The organism is Flavobacterium sp., assembly GCF_046153165.1.
Taxonomy (GTDB): Bacteria; Bacteroidota; Bacteroidia; order Flavobacteriales; family Flavobacteriaceae; genus Flavobacterium.
The window spans coordinates 25,690-44,174 of the sequence record NZ_JBJXEN010000026.1; the positions used below are offsets into that span (position 1 = coordinate 25,690).

The 18,485-nt window shown below is 29.6% G+C and carries 19 protein-coding genes and 1 pseudogene; 10 read left to right on the forward strand and 10 right to left on the reverse strand.

All coding sequences use genetic code 11. From position 1 onward, the window contains the following. Nucleotide 1 precedes the first annotated feature (1 nt). Both ACKVOV_RS03965 and ACKVOV_RS03970 read right to left on the reverse strand, forming a co-directional pair. Complete coding sequence (locus tag ACKVOV_RS03965) at nt 2-1,045, reverse strand: RluA family pseudouridine synthase (protein ID WP_409205474.1); 1,044 nt, start codon at nt 1,043-1,045, stop codon at nt 2-4. Then, nucleotides 1,045-1,656 carry a PASTA domain-containing protein gene (locus tag ACKVOV_RS03970; protein WP_409205475.1) on the reverse strand — a complete coding sequence of 204 codons (612 nt, stop codon included), beginning with the start codon at nt 1,654-1,656 and terminating at the stop codon, nt 1,045-1,047. The genes ACKVOV_RS03965 and ACKVOV_RS03970 overlap by 1 nt, the downstream gene beginning before the upstream one ends. Before the next feature lie 92 nt (nt 1,657-1,748). Here ACKVOV_RS03970 and ACKVOV_RS03975 point away from each other — a divergent pair, with 92 nt between their 5' ends. Then, the gene (locus ACKVOV_RS03975) at nt 1,749-2,735 is read left to right on the forward strand and encodes a D-alanine--D-alanine ligase (protein WP_409205476.1); all 987 of its coding nucleotides are present in this window, start codon (nt 1,749-1,751) and stop codon (nt 2,733-2,735) included. Between the two features lie 2 nt (nt 2,736-2,737). Further along, nucleotides 2,738-3,193: a pantetheine-phosphate adenylyltransferase gene (gene coaD, locus ACKVOV_RS03980; RefSeq protein WP_409205477.1), complete on the forward strand. Its 456-nt coding sequence runs from the start codon at nt 2,738-2,740 to the stop codon at nt 3,191-3,193. A gap of 6 nt (nt 3,194-3,199) precedes the next feature. Here the strand turns inward: coaD and ACKVOV_RS03985 are convergent, their stop codons facing one another. The 4 genes from ACKVOV_RS03985 to ACKVOV_RS04000 are packed head-to-tail and all read right to left on the reverse strand — an operon-like array spanning nt 3,200 to nt 7,347. After that, complete coding sequence (locus tag ACKVOV_RS03985; protein ID WP_409205478.1) at nt 3,200-3,841, reverse strand: alpha/beta hydrolase; 642 nt, start codon at nt 3,839-3,841, stop codon at nt 3,200-3,202. 4 nt (nt 3,842-3,845) lie between these two features. After that, nucleotides 3,846-4,166: a hypothetical protein gene (locus ACKVOV_RS03990; RefSeq protein WP_409205479.1), complete on the reverse strand. Its 321-nt coding sequence runs from the start codon at nt 4,164-4,166 to the stop codon at nt 3,846-3,848. A gap of 2 nt (nt 4,167-4,168) precedes the next feature. Next, nucleotides 4,169-5,422, reverse strand: coding sequence for a dihydroorotase (locus ACKVOV_RS03995; RefSeq protein WP_409205480.1), 1,254 nt, complete (start codon nt 5,420-5,422; stop codon nt 4,169-4,171). After that, on the reverse strand, nt 5,419-7,347 hold the full coding sequence (locus tag ACKVOV_RS04000) for a BatA domain-containing protein (protein ID WP_409205481.1): 1,929 nt from the start codon (nt 7,345-7,347) through the stop codon (nt 5,419-5,421). The genes ACKVOV_RS03995 and ACKVOV_RS04000 overlap by 4 nt, the downstream gene beginning before the upstream one ends. 170 nt (nt 7,348-7,517) lie before the next feature. Here ACKVOV_RS04000 and ACKVOV_RS04005 point away from each other — a divergent pair, with 170 nt between their 5' ends. The 3 genes from ACKVOV_RS04005 to ACKVOV_RS04015 are packed head-to-tail and all read left to right on the forward strand — an operon-like array spanning nt 7,518 to nt 9,474. Next, a complete protein-coding gene (locus ACKVOV_RS04005) occupies nt 7,518-8,288 on the forward strand; it encodes a YHYH protein (protein ID WP_409205482.1) in 771 nt (256 codons plus the stop codon). Then, a complete protein-coding gene (locus tag ACKVOV_RS04010) occupies nt 8,289-8,858 on the forward strand; it encodes a toxin-antitoxin system YwqK family antitoxin (RefSeq protein ID WP_409205483.1) in 570 nt (189 codons plus the stop codon). Next, a complete protein-coding gene (locus ACKVOV_RS04015; protein ID WP_409205484.1) occupies nt 8,827-9,474 on the forward strand; it encodes an SCO family protein in 648 nt (215 codons plus the stop codon). The genes ACKVOV_RS04010 and ACKVOV_RS04015 overlap by 32 nt, the downstream gene beginning before the upstream one ends. Before the next feature lie 29 nt (nt 9,475-9,503). Here ACKVOV_RS04015 and ACKVOV_RS04020 read toward each other — a convergent pair whose 3' ends face one another. Beyond that, nucleotides 9,504-10,850 (reverse strand): DEAD/DEAH box helicase, encoded by a 1,347-nt coding sequence (locus ACKVOV_RS04020; RefSeq protein WP_091477209.1) that lies wholly within the window; start codon nt 10,848-10,850, stop codon nt 9,504-9,506. 144 nt (nt 10,851-10,994) lie between these two features. Between ACKVOV_RS04020 and ACKVOV_RS04025 the strand changes: the two genes are divergently transcribed. Together ACKVOV_RS04025 and ACKVOV_RS04030 are read left to right on the forward strand one after the other, a co-directional pair. After that, nucleotides 10,995-13,940: a PAS domain-containing protein gene (locus ACKVOV_RS04025; RefSeq protein WP_409205485.1), complete on the forward strand. Its 2,946-nt coding sequence runs from the start codon at nt 10,995-10,997 to the stop codon at nt 13,938-13,940. Beyond that, on the forward strand, nt 13,937-14,320 hold the full coding sequence (locus tag ACKVOV_RS04030; RefSeq protein ID WP_409205486.1) for a two-component system response regulator: 384 nt from the start codon (nt 13,937-13,939) through the stop codon (nt 14,318-14,320). Before ACKVOV_RS04025 ends, ACKVOV_RS04030 begins: the two co-directional genes overlap by 4 nt. Nucleotides 14,321-14,326: 6 nt before the next feature. Here ACKVOV_RS04030 and ACKVOV_RS04035 read toward each other — a convergent pair whose 3' ends face one another. Further along, on the reverse strand, nt 14,327-15,676 hold the full coding sequence (locus ACKVOV_RS04035; protein ID WP_409205487.1) for a DEAD/DEAH box helicase: 1,350 nt from the start codon (nt 15,674-15,676) through the stop codon (nt 14,327-14,329). Between the two features lie 48 nt (nt 15,677-15,724). Beyond that, a complete protein-coding gene (locus tag ACKVOV_RS04040) occupies nt 15,725-16,336 on the reverse strand; it encodes an NUDIX hydrolase (RefSeq protein WP_409205488.1) in 612 nt (203 codons plus the stop codon). A gap of 7 nt (nt 16,337-16,343) precedes the next feature. On the opposite strand from ACKVOV_RS04040, the gene pyrE reads away from it, so the two are divergent. Next, nucleotides 16,344-16,991 carry an orotate phosphoribosyltransferase gene (pyrE, locus tag ACKVOV_RS04045; RefSeq protein WP_409205489.1) on the forward strand — a complete coding sequence of 216 codons (648 nt, stop codon included), beginning with the start codon at nt 16,344-16,346 and terminating at the stop codon, nt 16,989-16,991. A 65-nt stretch (nt 16,992-17,056) separates the two neighbouring features. After that, on the forward strand, nt 17,057-17,449 hold the full coding sequence (locus tag ACKVOV_RS04050; protein WP_409205490.1) for an SRPBCC family protein: 393 nt from the start codon (nt 17,057-17,059) through the stop codon (nt 17,447-17,449). A 76-nt stretch (nt 17,450-17,525) separates the two neighbouring features. Here ACKVOV_RS04050 and ACKVOV_RS04055 read toward each other — a convergent pair whose 3' ends face one another. Next, nucleotides 17,526-18,257 carry a biotin--[acetyl-CoA-carboxylase] ligase gene (locus tag ACKVOV_RS04055; protein ID WP_409205491.1) on the reverse strand — a complete coding sequence of 244 codons (732 nt, stop codon included), beginning with the start codon at nt 18,255-18,257 and terminating at the stop codon, nt 17,526-17,528. Between the two features lie 94 nt (nt 18,258-18,351). Here ACKVOV_RS04055 and ACKVOV_RS04060 point away from each other — a divergent pair. Beyond that, a pseudogene (locus tag ACKVOV_RS04060) lies at nt 18,352-18,485 on the forward strand (ribosome silencing factor); the annotation flags it as partial.

The following is an 18,485-nucleotide window of genomic DNA, read 5'->3' on the forward strand; positions in this document are numbered from 1 at the left end:
ATTAATCTTCTTCTGTCAATGTATTTGTATTCGAATAAGTCCGCCATTTTTCGATGCATTCTTTCATGTCTTGAGGCAATTCAGTATCAAAACTCATAAACTCTTTTGTGGTCGGATGTTCGAAACCTAAAGTTTTAGCATGCAAGGCTTGGCGTGGTAATATTTTAAAGCAATTGTCTATAAATTGTTTGTATTTTGTAAAGGTTGTTCCTTTTAGAATTAAATGACCTCCATAACGTTCGTCATTAAATAAAGGATGTCCAATATGTTTTAAATGTGCACGAATTTGGTGCGTTCTTCCCGTTTCTAATTTACAAGAAATAACAGTAATATATCCAAAACGTTCTAAAACCTTATAATGAGTTATCGCTGGTTTTCCTATTTCTGGATCAGCAAAAACAGCCATTTGCATTCTGTCTTTTACATGTCGTGCAAGATTTCCTTCTATGGTGCCTTCATCTTTTTGGACATTTCCCCAAACTATGGCAATATATTCTCTTTCGGAAGTTTTATTTTCAAATTGTTTTGCTAAATGAGTCATGGCTTGCTCAGTTTTAGCAATAACTAAAAGTCCTGTGGTATCTTTATCTATACGGTGAACTAATCCTGGACGTTCACTGCTGTTTAGAGGTAAATTCTGAAAGTGAAAAGCCAATGCATTTACTAATGTACCCGTATAGTTTCCGTGACCCGGATGAACAACTAATCCTGCGGGTTTGTTTATTAATAGTAATGCATCGTCTTCATACACAATATCTAACGGAATATCTTCTGGATCAACTCTGTTTTCAAATGGTGGATGCGATAACATAATAGTTACTACATCAAAAGGTTTTACTTTATAATTTGATTTTACAGGAACATCATTTACAAAAATATTTCCAGAGGTAGCAGCTTGTTGAATCTTATTTCTTGTAGCATTTTCTAATAAATGCATTAAATATTTGTCTATCCTAAGAATAGATTGACCTTTTGTTGCAACAAATTTATAATGCTCGAATAATTCTTCGTCTAGTTCGTTGTCTATAGTTATATTTTCATTCATTATTTTGTCGAATCTTTTTTAATACTATCTTTTTCAGAACCATTTAGGTCTTCTTCAAAACCTATTTTTCCATCACCAAGAATTAAATCAACTTTTGTCATTTTTAATACTTGTTGACCAGCTTTTACAGATTTTCCATTCATTTTCATTTCTAAAACCATATCTTTTGCAAGATTTGGAATATAGCTAGTGTCTCCAACTTCAAGCCCTAATGCAGCAAGTGTAGGAACGGCTTGACGATAAGTTTTCTGAATTAAATCTGGAATACGTACTTTAGAATAGCCGGTTGAATTTATTTTTAAGTAAATCACTCTATTTTGTTTTACTTTTTCTCCCGGATTTGGATCTTGTTGTACTATTGAAAGTTTAGGATATGCTGCATTATAATCTACAGTATCCAGCAACTCATAATCTAAGTCGAGCTCGTCTAACTTGTCTTCCGCTTGTTCTAATGTTAGTTTACTTAAATTAGGAACAATAATTTCTTGACCATGATTTGTTGTAAAACTTATCCAAATAATAAACAAATAAAGTGTTGCACAAACAATAGTAATGGCAATAAGTAATTGCTTGATAAATGTAAAACTGAATAAAAACTTCTTGAAACTCATAAAAATGTATTTTGACAAAGATAATAAAATTGTAAAGTGTTTTCATTCGAAAAAAAATGATAATTTTGTTAAGTAATTTAATTCTTTTTTAGATGAACGTAGCAGTGGTTATGGGAGGATATTCTGACGAAAGTGTAATCTCGTTAAGAAGTGGTCAGTTAATTTTAAACAATTTAGATAAATCGAAGTACAATATCTTCGAAGTTCATATACTTCCGAATGATTGGTCAGTTCTAATAAACGGAGAAAAATACCCGATAAATAAAGCGGATTTTTCCTTTACTAAAGATAATATTACAACAAAATTTAATGTTGCTGTAAACACAGTTCATGGTACACCAGGTGAAGATGGACATTTGCAATCCTATTGGGAACTTATGGATGTTTCTTATACCGGTTGTAATTTTTACCAATCTGCTTTAACATTTAATAAACGTGACACTTTATCAGTTTTAACTAAATTTAATATTCCAAAAGCGAAATCTATATATTTACGAAAAGGAGATAGCATTGACGGAAACAAAATAAAGGAAGAACTAGGTTTACCATTTTTTGTAAAACCAAATCAGTCAGGAAGTAGTTTAGGTGTTTCTAAAGTTGATGTTTTAGATCAATTAGAAAAAGCACTCGAATTTGCTTTTGCAGAAGATAACGAAATCTTGATTGAATCTTATCTTAACGGAACAGAAGTTTCGGTCGGAGTTTTAAAGTATAAAGGAGAAACCAAAGTTTTAGGAATTACCGAAATACTTTCTCAGAATACTTTCTTCGATTACGAAGCTAAATATTTGGGTAAATCTCAAGAAATTACGCCGGCACGAATTTCAAAAGAAGAAGAAGAATTAGTTGTCGAATCTGCCAAGAAAATTTATGATTCGCTAGGAATGTCAGGTTTTTCTAGAACCGATTTTATTATCATGAATGGGATTCCACATTTTATCGAAATAAACACCAATCCAGGACTTTCGCCACAAAGTATATTCCCTCAGCAAGCAACGTATGCAAAAATGAATATGACAGAAATGTTAGATAATGAAATTGCATTAGCTTTGAGCAGAAAACCAATTTGGAAAAAATAATTATGAGAAAAGCTATATTCCCTGGTTCATTTGATCCTTTAACATTAGGACATCTAGATATTATAAAAAGAAGCATTCCGCTTTTTGATGAGATTGTAATCGCTATTGGAGTAAATGCCGAAAAAAAATATATGTTTTCACTCGAAGAAAGAAAACATTTTATCGAAGAAACTTTCAAAAATGATCCATCAATATCCGTAATTACTTATGAAGGATTAACTATCGATTTATGTAAAAAACTAGGTGCCGATTTTATACTTCGTGGTCTTCGCAACCCAGCCGATTTCGAGTTCGAAAAAGCTATTGCACATACTAACAGAAGATTATCTAAAATAGAAACAATTTTTCTTTTAACAGCTGCAAGCACCTCATTTATAAGTTCTAGCATTGTTCGTGACGTAATTAGAAACGGAGGAGATTATAAAGTTTTAGTCCCTGACGCTGTTAGAGTAAAATAAAAATTCTTAAATGTTTTCTAACCAATTCTTAAAATCATAAAAATTTTGAGGAGAAATTCCATGTCCAATAGGATATTCTTTATACACATTTTTAATACCTAAACGATCCAATAATGGTTTTGCTTTTCTAGCCCAGTCTACAGGAACTACTTGGTCTACAGTCCCATGTGATGCAAATAATTTTAAATTAGAAAAATCATTTTTGTCAAAACCTTCTTTAGCAATTTCAGTATTAAAATAACCACTCATAGCCACAACTCTTTGCACTTTTTCGGGATAAGATAGCGCTACAGCATAACTTAAAATAGCACCTTGGCTAAAACCAATAAGTGTTATATTGCTAGTATCTATTGGATAATTTGCTGTTAATTCATCAATAAAATTTGCTATTAAATCTCGAGAGCTTCTGGCTTGATTTAAATCTGAAAATTTGTTTTCACCAGCATCAAAATTTATAGCATACCAAGCATAACTTCCGTATTGCAAATCGTAAGGAGCACGAACCGAAATCACATAATAATGATCGGGTAATTCTGATGCAAACGAAAATAAATCTTCTTCGTTACTACCATAACCATGAAGTAATATTAATAAAGGATTTTTTTCCAGTTTTGTTTTTGGTTCTCTAACAAGATGATGTAAAGTCATTTTTTTAAATGTTTTTAAAAATTTTCTGAAGAAAATTTCCAATAATTGGTAGTGATTTAGTTTCTCCTTTTGCAGCTGTTAACATTCCGTACATGCTTAATACTGAAATAAATATCCACATCGAAATGAGGATCATACTATTGTTGAAATTTGAGATTATTAAACCCAAACTAATAAAAATAATAGTGATTCCTAATCCTTGTCTAATATGAAATGATGCAAAACTATTTTTGTTTTCAGAGTTTATAGATAAGGCTACTAAAGGGCCAATTATAATTATATAACTTAATATTGCTGCTGTTTTTCCGTCTTTTTTATCTTCCATTTTTATGCTAAAACTAATTTTCCTTGATTATAAATACCATATACTTTCCCTTTTGTTTTTGTATCAAGAAAAGCTGAATTTTTAGATTTTGATAAGATATTTTCTTCTGTAAATATTGATTCTTCTTCAGGATTAAATAAGGTAATATTTGCTTTTTTCCCTTCCGTAATTGAAGTTGTTTCTTGACCAAATATTGTTCTTCCACTTACTAATTTTTCTATAATAATCTCTTTTGGTAATATGGTTTGTAAAGTTCTAAAAGCACTTTCTAAACCAATAGTTCCGTATTTTGCTTTATCAAATTCCATTTTTTTGTTTTCAATATCAATCGGATTGTGGTCTGATGTGATACAATCAATTGTATTGTCTAAAATTCCTGCGATTAATGCTTTTTTGTCTTTTTCTGTACGAAGTGGAGGCAAAACCTTATAACGTGTATCAAAACCTTCAATTTCTTTATCTGTTAAAATTAAATTATGTACTGCAACACTACAAGTTACTTGCAAACCTTTGGCTTTAGCTTCTTTAATTAATGCAACAGATTTTGCGCTCGAAATAGTAGGAATATGTAATTTTCCACTAGTATATTCTAGTATAAAAAGATTTCTTGCAATGATTAATTCTTCCGCAAGTGATGGAATTCCTTTGAGTCCTAACATCGTAGAAACGATTCCTTCGTGAACCATTCCTTTGCCTTTTATGGTATTATCTTGAGCAAAAGCGATGACTAATCCGTCGAAATCTTGGGTGTATTGTAAGCTTATTTTAAGTAAATTGGCATTATCTAAGCTCTTGTTATAATCGCCAAAAGCTACTGCTCCTGCATTTTTCATATCAAAGAGTTCGGCCAAATCATTTCCTTCACTTTTTTGTGTTAATGCTCCAATCGGGAAAAGTTCTGTGGCAAAACCATTGGCTTTTTGTTTTACAAAATGTATTTGCGATTGATTATCTACTATTGGGAAAGAGTTTGGTTGTAAAGCAATTCCTGTAAATCCAGATTTTGCAGCCACTTGTAATCCGTTTGCAATAGTTTCTCTATCTTCAAAACCAGGCTCACCAAGGGAGACACTTGTGTCAAACCAACCTTGAGAAACGTGTAAATTATCTAGTTTTATTTCTTCAAAACTTTCGTTATTTTCAATATTTGAAGCTATTTTTAAGATAATTCCGTTACTAATTTTTATATCCACAACTTGATTATGTAATGGGTTTTTAGTATCGATAATTCGTGCTGCTTTGAGTATCAAATTCATTTTACAAATTTTTGTATAAATAGTTCAAGTAGTAAAAATAATAGTGCAAAAATAAGAAACCATTTCCAAACTTGGCTATCGGTTCTATTTATTTGAATGGTATCAAAAAAGGATTCAATACTAGAAATAATATTTAAATCGGCTAAAGTTTCACCACTTGGTGTTGTCAAATTGCTTTCTTTTCTGTCAAAATTAAAACTAATATTTCCAACAGCTTTTTTACTCTGAATAACTTCAAAATTACCTGCTAAAGTTGGATTATCAGCACAAGAAATTTTGACTTTGTCTCCCATAATTTGTTGTGATGGAATAAACTCTTCTGAAGAATTTCTTATAGAAATAACTTCATTATTATTTGTATTGGCTGTAATTAAAAAAGGATTAGTACTTCCAATAGTTTCATATTTCACACCATTTTTATCATTATTGATGGCCATCTTGTAAAAAGTAGGTACAATAAGTGGAGAGTTCTGAAAATTACTATTTGTCTTATTTATTGGTGCAGAAAAGACAAATACAGTGCCTATTTGCTTTTGTATTGATGTTAAAAAAGCACTTTGGTCATCATAAGTTATAGCTTGTGACGCATTACTTTTTATGACAAAAGATTGTAATGTATTCGGGTATTGAAAATTAGTAATTTTCTTCTCAAAAACATTTGAAAATAACGGATTCGAAAAATTTATTTTAGTAATTTTCTTTTCTTGATTTTGAAAATTTGAAAACTGTATTCCTCCAAAATTATTTAGAAATGAATTCAAATTGGAAATTTCATTTTTTTCTGATGGAATTAAAATAATATTTCCGCCTTTAGTAACAAATGATTTCAAATTAGTCTGTAAAGCCACAGGAATATTATCTAATTCGTTCAAGATAATAGCATCTTGTTTATTCAGTTGACTATAATCTAAAGTTGAAATTATTGAATTTGAATAATTAAACTCTGGTTTGGTATAAATTCGAGATAAAAAATCGTTTTTTTCTGCTTCTCCAATACTTAAAATATTTATTATTTTTGGTTCCGAAATAGAGAAATATAAAGTGTTATCGAAAGCCAAACTATTATCATTGATGCTTACATATCCATTAAAATCTTTCTTTGGAATTGTAAAATTGATAGCTTCTTTGCTTTTCTTTAAATTCAAAATTGTTTTAGCAATTAAATCTTTTTGGTTATAAATCGAAACAGGAATTGCTTTTGCATCATTAAAATTGGAAGAAAACTGAACGGATATTTCGTAGAAGTTATCTAAAGTTTGTGATAAATAAACACTGTCTATGGCGACATTTTTTAGTTGTTCTGCTTCCGGAATGATGAAATATGTTTTGTCGTTTTTGTTGCTACTTTTTAGATGATTTTTATTCATTCCAATTCCATCTGTAATGACAACAATATCTTTATTTGTAAATGTTTTACGAGATTTAATTTTGGTTAAAGCAGTTTCTAGGGAAAAAGGAATAGCACTATATTTTAGGTTTTGTAAATCTTTTTCAATAGCATTTACATTGGTGTTCCAATAATTTTCATCATTTGTAATTACTGAAAAATTACCATTTTTAGGTGCGAATTCTAATAAATCTTGTACAGCTCGTTTTAACAATTCGCCTTTCTGCCCTTTGGCTTGCATGCTGTAAGAATTGTCTAAAACAATAAATAATTCGTTGTTTGTATTTTCGCTGTCTTTTGCTTTAAAAAAAGGTTGCGCAAAAGCAAAAATAAGAAAAGCCAACAATAATAAACGGGTCGCTAAGAGCAACCATTTTTTTATTTTAGAGCTTTTTCGAGTTTGAATGGAAAGTTCTTTTAAGAATTTTACATTAGTAAAATATTCTTTTTTAAATTTTCGTAATTGAAATAAATGCACCAAAATTGGAATAACCAATAAGAAAAGGAAATAGAGAATTTCGGGATGTTTGAATTGCATTTATTGTAATAATGTTTTTCAAAAATAGTCATTTTTATCAAATTTAGCAACTGCTATTTTGTGAGATTTGTAATATTTTTTTGTTAGCAGAAATATTTTGATTAATACCGCATGAAAAATAAAATTTTGTTGTCTAACATAAATATCAACCCTAATTTAAATAAAGAAAAATGAATTTCAGAAAATCTCAAACAACAAAATTAGCAATATGTTTTCTTATTGCTGTGGGTTTAGTAAGTTGCAGTAGTAGTAGCGATACCGCCGAAGTGACAGCCAGCCAGCCAGTTCCTGCATTATATCAAAAAATTTATGGAGCTACAAGTATAACAAGTGACGGAACTTATATCTACATAAAAACTAAAGATTTACCAGATCATAAGAGCGCTTATTATCCTGTAGCAAATGCTTTATATGAAGCTTATAGCGGAACAACTTTTGGTGGGAATACATTTAATAAGAACCCAAATTCAATTATTGAGCAATCTGGTACGTTCAAAATTCCTTTAAACCCTGTTGTAAATGCATCACATCCTGCAACGCCATTAGGACCTATTGGTATTGCTATAAATGGTGTGCCATTTTTTAATCAATATGCAGGACCAAGCCAGCCCCTTACTGGAGAAATTGCATCTTTTGATAAATACTATGGACATCCGCAACAATCAGGAATGTACCATTATCATGTAGAACCACTTTATTTGACTACTGTGAAATCTACAAAATCTGGTTTAATGGGGTTTTTGTTAGATGGATTTCCAGTTTATGGTCCGCAAGAAGAAAACGGAATGGTTGTAACAAGTAGTATTTTAGATGTTTATCACGGTCACACACATACTACTGTTGATTATCCGAACGGAATTTATCATTATCATTTTACAGACGATGCTCCTTATTTGAATGGAAACGGTTTCTATGGTACACCAGGAACTGTAAGTCAATAAATGAAAGTTTATACTTATTATATTATAGCTATTCTTTTGGCTATTTCTTGCAGTGAGAGAAAGCCAAAAGAACTATTTATTTTAAAATCATCAAAAGATGTTTCAATTGTAAATGATATTGTTTTCTTTAAAAGAGAAAAATTCAGTGGTGTTTTATTTGAATTAAATTCAAGTAAAAAAGATACTGTTCTACTTGAAAAATATAAGAAAGGTTTGCTAAATGGAACTTGTAAAAAATGGTTTTCTAACAATCATCTCATGGAAAGCCGAGAGTATAAATTGGGTTGGAAAAATGGAAAACAAATTGCTTTTTGGGAAAACGGTAACAAGCGATTTGAATTTACAGCCAAAAATGATGCTTACGAAGGAGAAATGAAAGAATGGTCAGTTGCAGGCAAGCTGTTTCATTTGGCTAATTTTGTAAACGGGCAGGAAGAAGGGATACAAAAAATGTGGTATGAAAATGGCAAAATAAGAGCCAATTATGTGATTTTAAATGGGAAAAGATATGGATTGTTAGGAACTAAAAATTGTAAAAATGTATCGGATAGTATTTTTGTTGTTAAGTAGTTTGTTTATTTTTAGCTGTGCTGATAAAAAGATAGATTCAATAGAATTGCCTTATTATAATGAGCCAGATTTCACACCAATGTTTATTAAAAATAAATTGGAAGTAAATCAAAAAATCAAACATATAATTGCTGATTTTTCGTTTTTAAATCAAGACAGTATTTTTATTAATCAAAAAAGAATAGAAGGAAAAATACATGTAGCTAATTTTATTTTTACCACATGTGGCAGTATTTGCCCAGTTATGACTAGAAATATGAAGATAGTTAGTGATAGTTTAGTTAGTAATAAGGATCTTGTTTTTTTATCATTTTCAGTAACTCCTTGGATAGATAATCCCAAAATTTTAAAAAAATATAAAGAGCTAAACAACATTAAAAATAAAAATTGGGAATTTCTTACAGGAACAAAAAGTGCTATATATAAGCTAGCCAGACAATCTTATTTTGCAGAAGAAGATATTGGCTTTAGCAAAGACAGTACTGAATTTTTACACACAGAGCACTTTATTTTGGTAGACAAAGCCAAACGCATTCGAGGTATTTATAATGGTACTTTAACTTTAGAAATGCAGCAACTTATAGATGATATAAAAACGCTAGAAAAAGAAGATTAGAGAATGAAAAAATAATTGTAATTTATCAATTATTTTTTCTTCTTTTTTGCTGCTCTGGTTTTTAAGATATTTCTATTGACAGAAGTTCCTGTTTTTTTCTTCGTTTTAGACGGGCCACCTAAATTTACTTTTTTGTTTTTCTCTGATTTTTCATGATGAGAAGCACCACCTTCTAATTTTACTTTTTTAAGTAAAAATTTCACTACTTCTTTTTCTTTTTCAGGACCAATAAGTAGTTTAGAGATTTCGACTTCCTCAGGTAAATCTAGAATAGTAATTTCTTTACCCATCAAAACTTCGGCACCAAATTTTATTTCTTCTTCACGTGGCGCAATAAAACTTATAGCAATTCCACTTGCATCGGCACGACCAGTACGACCAATACGGTGAATATATTGTTCTGGAAGTTCGGGAGCTTCAAAATTTATAACGTGTGTAATGTTCGAAATGTCTAGACCACGTGCCATAATATCGGTAGTAATCAAACCACGCAATTCACCCTCTTGGAAAGTTGCCATCGTGGTTAGACGATAATTTTGTGATTTATTAGAGTGAATTACTCCAAATTGGTCAGGAAAATCGGCTTCAATTCTTTCGTGAAGCATGTCGGCAATTTTCTTATTATTTACAAAAACTAAAATACGAGACATTTCTTCATTGGTATGAAGTAAATGTTTAAGTAAATTAACTTTGGTATTAAAATTAGGAACATTATATGACAATTGCTCTATTTTTTCTAAAGGAGTTCCGGACATAGCAAGGGAAACTTCTTCTGGGAAATCGAAATAATCGTTCAAGATTGCATCAACTTCATCAGTCATTGTAGCCGAAAATAATATGTTTTGACGTTTGGTTCTCAACATGGCAAGTATTGATGTGATTTGAACTCGAAACCCAAGATTTAGCATTTCGTCAAATTCATCAATCACTAATTTTTGAGTGTCATCGAAGCGAATTACTGCGTCAAGAGCTAAATCCATAACACGTCCAGGTGTTCCTACTAGAATGTCGACACCTTCGTAAACTTGTTTTTTTTGAGTATTTATGTTTACACCACCGTATATTCCTAACGTTGATACAGACATATATTTTGTCAATTTTTCAACTTCTTCAACCACCTGAACTACAAGTTCACGAGTTGGAACAAGAATTACAATTTTAGGTGTATTGGTATTTGTAAATGTATATTGTTTTAATAAAGGCAAAAGATAAGCAAAAGTTTTACCAGTTCCTGTTTGTGCAATTCCCATCATATCTCGACCAGACATGATTACAGAAAAGGATTTTTCCTGAATAGGCGTTGGTGTTGTTAACTGTAATTCGTCTAATGCTTTTTGTACCGATTTTGGAAGATTAAACTGTTCGAATGATGCCATTTTGTTTTATTTTGTGCAAAGGTATTCTTTATACTTAATATTCATCAATAAATAAGCGTACTTCGTCGGAAAAAAGAGGTTTTTAATTAAAATTGTAGTATATTAGTCATAGATATTTAAATTTACATATTATCCTTTTTGAATATGAGTAACAATTTTTCTATTCAACAATTCGAAATACTATTAGAATTATACAAATCATCTTTTTTGAATTTTGATTCTTTAGAAAATTTACATAAAGTAATAACAAAAGCTATTGCCTCTGGTTTAAGTATATCTAGAGCAAGTATTTGGGAATTTGAAAATGACAAATTGATATGTAAAAAATTATATAATTCCGAAACTGAATTATTTGAAAATCAGCCAGATTTATTACAATCTGATATGCCAAATTATTTCGAAGCTCTTCAAAAAGGTATTGGTATAGTTGCTAACGATGCACAACAAAATGGCTTAACTAAAGATTTGGCGGTCGGGTATCTTATTCCTTTAAATATAAAAAGCATGCTCGATTTACCTATTCGAGAAAACGGAAAGCTTATAGGAATCTTATGTTGCGAGAATAAAAAAACAAAAGAATGGACTGAGAATGATATTTCGTTTGCAAGATCAATAACAGATATTCTAAGCTTGCTTCTAGAAGAGAATAAACGACGAAATGCTGAGAAAAGCTTATTAGAAAATCAAGAAAGATTTAAATTTATATCAGAAAATATTTCCGATGGGATATATATCATAGAAAATGATGTTTTAGTTTTTGCATCAGACACATATTTAAAAATGCTGGATTTATCTGAAGAAGAAAAAAGATATAGTCACAGTATAGATATGTTTAAACTAACACATCCAGATGATAGAGAAAGAGTTATAAACACCATTTATGGTGCTGCAGAAAAAAAATTACCCTCTACAAAATATGTGTTTAGATGCCGAAAAAAAAACGGACAATATATGTGGCGTGAGGATATTATGAATATTCAATATGATGCTTATGGTAAGGCATTTAGAGCGGTTACAATTGCTAGAGATATTACTAAAGAAAAAGAAAAAGAGCTAGAAACTATAAATAAACAAAAGAATATCTATTTACAAAATCAATTATTAATTAAATTATATGTAAAAACCGATGATTTAAGCATAAAGGATAAAATAAACAATATAATCAAAGTTGCTGCCGAAGGACTTATGATAGATCGGGTAAGTTATTGGGAAATAGAAAATAATCTATTGGTTTGTAAAAATTTATTTGATAAAATAGAAAATGCACACACAAACAATCAAAAATTAGATATTAGGGAATTGCCTAAATATATTGAAGCAATAAAAAATCAAACTTCTATTATTGCAGATGATGTTCTAACAAATGATAAGACTTCAGAACTTCTAGATAATTACTTAATTCCATTGGGAATCACGGATATGTTAGATATACCCATTCGAGAAAACAGAAAGCTTCATGGAGTATTATGTTGTGAGCATAGAGATAACCCTAAAGTTTGGAGTGAAAATGATATTTCATTTGCTAGATCATTGGCAGATTTTTTAAGTTTAGCTCTTGAGGAAGAAAAGAGAAAGGAAATCGAAAAAAGTTTGAATGAAAATCAAGAAAAATTAAAACAGAGTGAATATCAACTGAGATTAATAACAGAAAATTCATCTGATGGTTTTATTATTATGGAAAACGAAAAAGTCACTTATTTATCGCCGTCCTATGCTAAATTTATGGGCTATGAACCGGAAAGTTTAATAGGTATGTCTTCGGATCAAATTTTCGAAATAATGCATCCGGACGATAGAGAAAGAGCAAAAAAGTTTATAGATGATAATCTTAAGAATAAAATAACCTCTTTTAAATGTGAATTTAGATTTAGACGAAAATCAGGAGATTATTATTGGCGTGAAGATTATGCAAACGTCATATATGATAAAAACGATAAAAACAGTAAATATTCTAAGTATATAATTATATCCAGAGATATTCATGAACGGAAATTAATAGAAAATAAACTAATAGATAGTGAACAACAATTAAGGCTAATTACCGAAAATACTTCTGATGGTGTTTTAGTAATTGAAAACGGAAAATTAACTTATATATCACCGTCTTACAGGAGATTATTACAATATCCAAATGAATATTACGAAAATTTTACTATCGATGATATTTTTAATAATTTTCATCCAGATGATTTAAATATTGTAAGACCTTACATTTACTATAGTTTATCTAAACAAATTGCAGAGCTTAAATATGAGTTTAGATTCAAGGATGCAAATGGACAATATCATTGGCGTGAAGATTCTGCAAATGTAATATACGAGGAGGACGGAAAACATTATAAATACATAGTCATAACTAGAGATATTTCGGCAAGAAAAGAAGCTGAAAAAGAAAAAAATAGATTATATAAAATAACTGTAAAACAAAATGAAAAACTAATAAAATTTACACATATTGTCTCTCATGATATACGTTCACACACCAGTAATTTAAGTATGATTCTCGATTTATTTGAAGAAACAAAAGATATAGAAGAGCAAAAAGAATATTTTGATATGCTTAAACAAAGTACAAACAAATTATCCGATACTATTTTTTATCTAAATGAAACAGTAGCTGTACAAAGTAGAGAGAAAAATCAAAAAATAAGACTAAATTTAAAAGCTGAGATAAAAAAAGCAATACTCGGAATAAACGCCATTATTCTCACAAGTGATGCTACAATAAATATAGAAATAGACGATACAATCGAAATTATTGCTACACAATCTTATTTAGAAAGTATCATTTTTAATATGCTTACCAATGCAATTAAATATAAATCTCCAACTCGAAATCCAATAATAAATATAAATGCAGAAATAATTGACAATGAAACAAAACTAACAATTCAAGATAACGGAATAGGAATAGATTTAATAAAAAATAAAGATAAAGTTTTTGGAATGTATAAGACTTTTCACGGTAATCCAGATGCAGTAGGACTAGGGCTTTTTATGGTAAAAAATCATATTGAATCTATGGGAGGAAGAATAGAAATAGAAAGTGAGTTAGACAAAGGAACTACTTTTAATATGTATTTTGTATGAAAAAAGTAAATCTAACCTATATTATAGATGATGATAAAATTTTTATTTTTGTGCTAAAAAAATTATTAGGCAAAAATGAAAGTTTTGATCAAGTTCTCGATTTTAAAAATGGGGAAGAGGTCTTAAAAATACTTTCTGATAAGAATAATATATTACCAAGTATCATTTTATTAGATATAAATATGCCTGTTATAGATGGTTGGCAATTTCTTGAACAGATAGAAAAATTACCAAATAAAAACAAATTAAATATTTTTATCATGTCATCTTCTATTGATGCAAATGATATAGAAAAATCTAAATCATTTTCGACAGTAAAAGATTTTATTTCAAAACCTATAAATAATGAAAAACTAAATAAGCTTATTGAAAATATATAGAGAGTTTTACTTTTCTTCCTCCTTTTTAATTACTTTTCTAGCTACTTCTATTTTAAATTTTTTGCCTTTCATTTTTTCGTCACGAACATTTTTTAGCAAATCGTTTACTTTCTTAGATTTTACAGCTGCAAAAGAGATAAAATCTTTAACTTCAATCAGTCCTAAATCTCCTTTTTCGAGCTTTCCTTTTTGAGAAAAGAAACCTACAATATCTATTTTGTTCAGTTTTGTTTTTTTTCCGCCAGAAATATAAATTGTTTGAAACTCGGGTGCTTTAGGTAATGAAGTTGAATTTTCTACATTCAAAACTGGCATTTTATAATCTATATAATCTAGTTTTTTCTCACTTTCGTGTATCAAAATATAAGATGTTCCTGAAGCTAACATTCTTGCTGTTCGTCCGTTTCTATGCGTAAATTCATCCTCTTTAGATGGTAAATGGTAATGAATTACATGCTTCATTTCTGGAATGTCTAATCCACGAGCTGCTAGATCAGTAGTAATTAAATAACTTACACTTCCATTTCTAAACTGGATTAAAGCACGCTCACGTTCATCTTGATCCATGCCACCATGATAATAAGTAGCATAAATTCCTTTTTCGTTTAATGTATCACTAATTCTTTCGGCTGCATCACGATGATTGCAAAAAATAATAGCCGATTCCGATTTTAAAGAACAAATCAGATTAAATAAACTACTAATTTTATCCTTGTCTTTAGAAACTATCATTTTCATCGAAAGGTTAGTCTTTTCTTCTTCCGAAGGGATAAAATCTAAAATAGTAGGATTTATAACTCGTGTGTATTTAGGAATCTCAATGTCAGAAGTGGCAGAAACTAAAACACGTTTATTTAATTTAGGTAATCGATTAATTATAAATGACATTTGTTCATGAAAACCCAACTGTAAGGATTTATCAAATTCATCTAAAATTAAGGTTTGAATAGCATCTACATTAAAAGTTCCTCTGTCTATATGATCTGCAATTCTACCAGGGGTTCCTATAAGAACTGCGGGCGGATTACTTAAATTTTTAATTTCGGTGTCAATAGAATGGCCTCCATAACAAACATTTACTTTATATGAAGTTCCCATTTTTTTCCAAACTTGTTCAATTTGTAAACCCAATTCTCGAGATGGAACTAAAATTAGGCATTGTACTGAGGAAATGTTTTCTTGCAGCATTTCAAAAATCGGCAACAAGAAAGCTAGTGTTTTTCCAGAACCTGTAGGAGAAAGTAATAAAACATTACTGTCGTTCAAGATAGAATCTTGAGCAACTTCTTGCATTTCGTTTAGGCTTTCGATACCTAAATTAAGTAATATATTATTGGAATGTTTATTGTTATTCATTTTGCAAAGATATACTTTGCTTTTGAATTACGAATTATGAATTATAAATTACGGTTTTTTCAAAATCATTTTTTCCTCCTCAAACAGTAATTTTATATTTTCGTACGAATTTTTTAATGCTTCTTCTATTTCATTAGGATTAAGCCAAGCAACTTTTTCGATTCCTTCTTCAATTTGCCCAGTTGGAGTCCCTTCAAAATCGGTTTTCATTTCGTACCAATGCGTTATTTTTAATTTATAGCGACCGTTGCGTTTAAAGACATGATAGGTTTTTTGCAGTTTTGCAGTAATTTTAAGACCAGTAACACCTGTTTCTTCTTCTACTTCACGAATTGCAGTGTCTTCAATTAATTCTCCTTTTTCAATTCCGCCTTTTGGTAAATCCCATTTTCCATTTCTAAAAATAAAAAGAACGGCACCATTTTTGTTATAAACCAATCCGCCACCAGCTTTATTAACTGGAATTTTAGCTTTAAGGGTTTTCATAATCTCTTTTTCGTCAGGATGATACAGGTAAGCTTGCTGAATCTTGTTCTGAAAAAAATTGATAATAATCTGATTAATATCGGTGCTTTCTAACAAAAAAAATTTAAAATCAGTTTCTTTTTTGATTTCATTTGTTAGAAAAAGTGGCTTGTCGTTCACAAAAACTTTATACATTTGTACTATGATTTTTAATAAAGATACTGCTAGCAAAACTGCTGAATTGCTTTTACAAATAAATGCAATTAAATTGAATTCTGAAAATCCTTTTACATGGGCTTCAGGATGGAAATCTCCTATTTATTGTGATAATAGGGTAATTCTCTCGTTTCCAGCGATAAGAAACTATATTCGCGACGAATTTTCTAAAAATATTGAAAAGCAATTTGGTAAACCAGATGTTATTGCAGGAGTTGCCACAGGTGCAATAGGTATTGGAATTTTGGTTGCCCAAGAATTGGGACTTCCTTTTGTTTACGTACGTCCAGAAGCAAAAAAACACGGACGACTAAATCAGGTGGAAGGTTTTCTACAAAAAGGTCAGAATGTAATTGTGGTGGAAGATTTAATTAGTACAGGAAATAGTAGTTTGCTTGCTGTAGAGGCTCTTCGTAATGAAGGTGCCAATGTAAAAGGAATGGCGGCTATTTTTTCTTACGGATTTCAAGTAGCTACAGATAATTTTACCAATGCAAACATCGATTTATTTACGTTAAGTAATTACGAAAGTCTATTAGAACTGGCTGTAGCTAAGGAATATATCAAAAGAAATGAACAAGATTTGCTTCAGGAATGGAGAAAAAGGCCATCTGAATGGAATGTTGAGGTTTAAAAATAAAAATAGTCATTTAATCGAAATGATAAAATCTAATAATCTAACAATTTAATAATCTAATAATGAATTTAGAAAGCCAAAAAGTTACTGTTCAAAAAAGTGCCGAATATATTTTTAATGAATTAAGTCAAGTTAAAAATTTCGAAAAATTAATGCCTGACAATATTGCAAAATTTGAAGTATTAGATGAAAATGCTTTTATTTTTGGATTAAAAGGAATGCCGGAAATAAAACTTAAAATGAAAGAGAAAAAACCTAATTCTCAAGTTATTTTAGGTGCTGCAAGCGATAAATTGCCGTTTACACTAACTGCAAATATTAATGAAATTGCTTCAGATTCTACTGAAATACAATTGCTTTTTGATGGCGAATTTAATGCCATGATGGCAATGATGATAAAAGGACCAATAAGTAAGTTTATTGAAACTTTGAGTGAGAATATGTATAAATTGTAGTTTTTTATAATCATAAAAGGTACAAAAAAATCATAATTTGTTTTTTGTGCCTTTTGTGGTTAAATAATTTAATGACTTAATAAATCATCATAAGTTCTTTTACTTCAAAATATTTTAAACTTTCATTTTCTAACAAGACTTCTAGCTGCCCGTCGCGAGTTACACTATTTATAATCCCCATAAATCGCTGCTGGTTTGTATCTTCAAACAAAGTTGGTTTCCCTTTTTTAAATAAATATTTTTCATATTCATTCCAAAAAGAATCAATATTATCATTTTTTAATTTTTCAATATTTTCCTCTATTTTAACGACAATACTTTCTAGAATCGTATTAATATCAAAATCCTGATGCATTATATTCTTTAATGAAGAAGCTTTAGGTAAATTTTCGAAGTTGGTTTGGTTTATATTCAATCCAATTCCTACGATAGATTCTATTTTTTGGTTTTCTTTGATACTATTCTCTATAAGTATGCCAGCAATTTTTTTACTTTCTGCCATAATGTCGTTAGGCCATTTTATATTTAAATGAGTAATCTTTTGGTCATTTAACGCTTGAATAACACTTACAGCAATAACAATATTTAGATTGAAAATTTCATTAATACTAACAATAGTATCTTTTATTAAGATGCTGGTTATTAAGTTTTTATTATCTTCAGAAGCCCAAATAGAACCCATTTGTCCTTTGCCTTTTGTTTGGGATTTTGCAGTAACGACAGTATAATTTTCTAAATTTTCTTTTTGTGACAATCCTTTTAGGAAATCATTAGTAGAATCTATGGCATCGAGTTTGATTAACTTCATGAGTGAGTTTTTGTAACTATTTACAATTAACATTTATTTACCACCAAAATAAGCACAAAAATGAATAACTTTGTAAAAATATTTTAAAAATTAGATGGCTAAAAAAGAAATTAATAATGATGTTTTGTTAGCAAACATTATCAAGGGAATAGAAGAAGTAAAAGGTAACGACATAACAATTCTTGATTTAAGAGCATTAGAAAATACAGTTTGTGATTATTTTGTAAT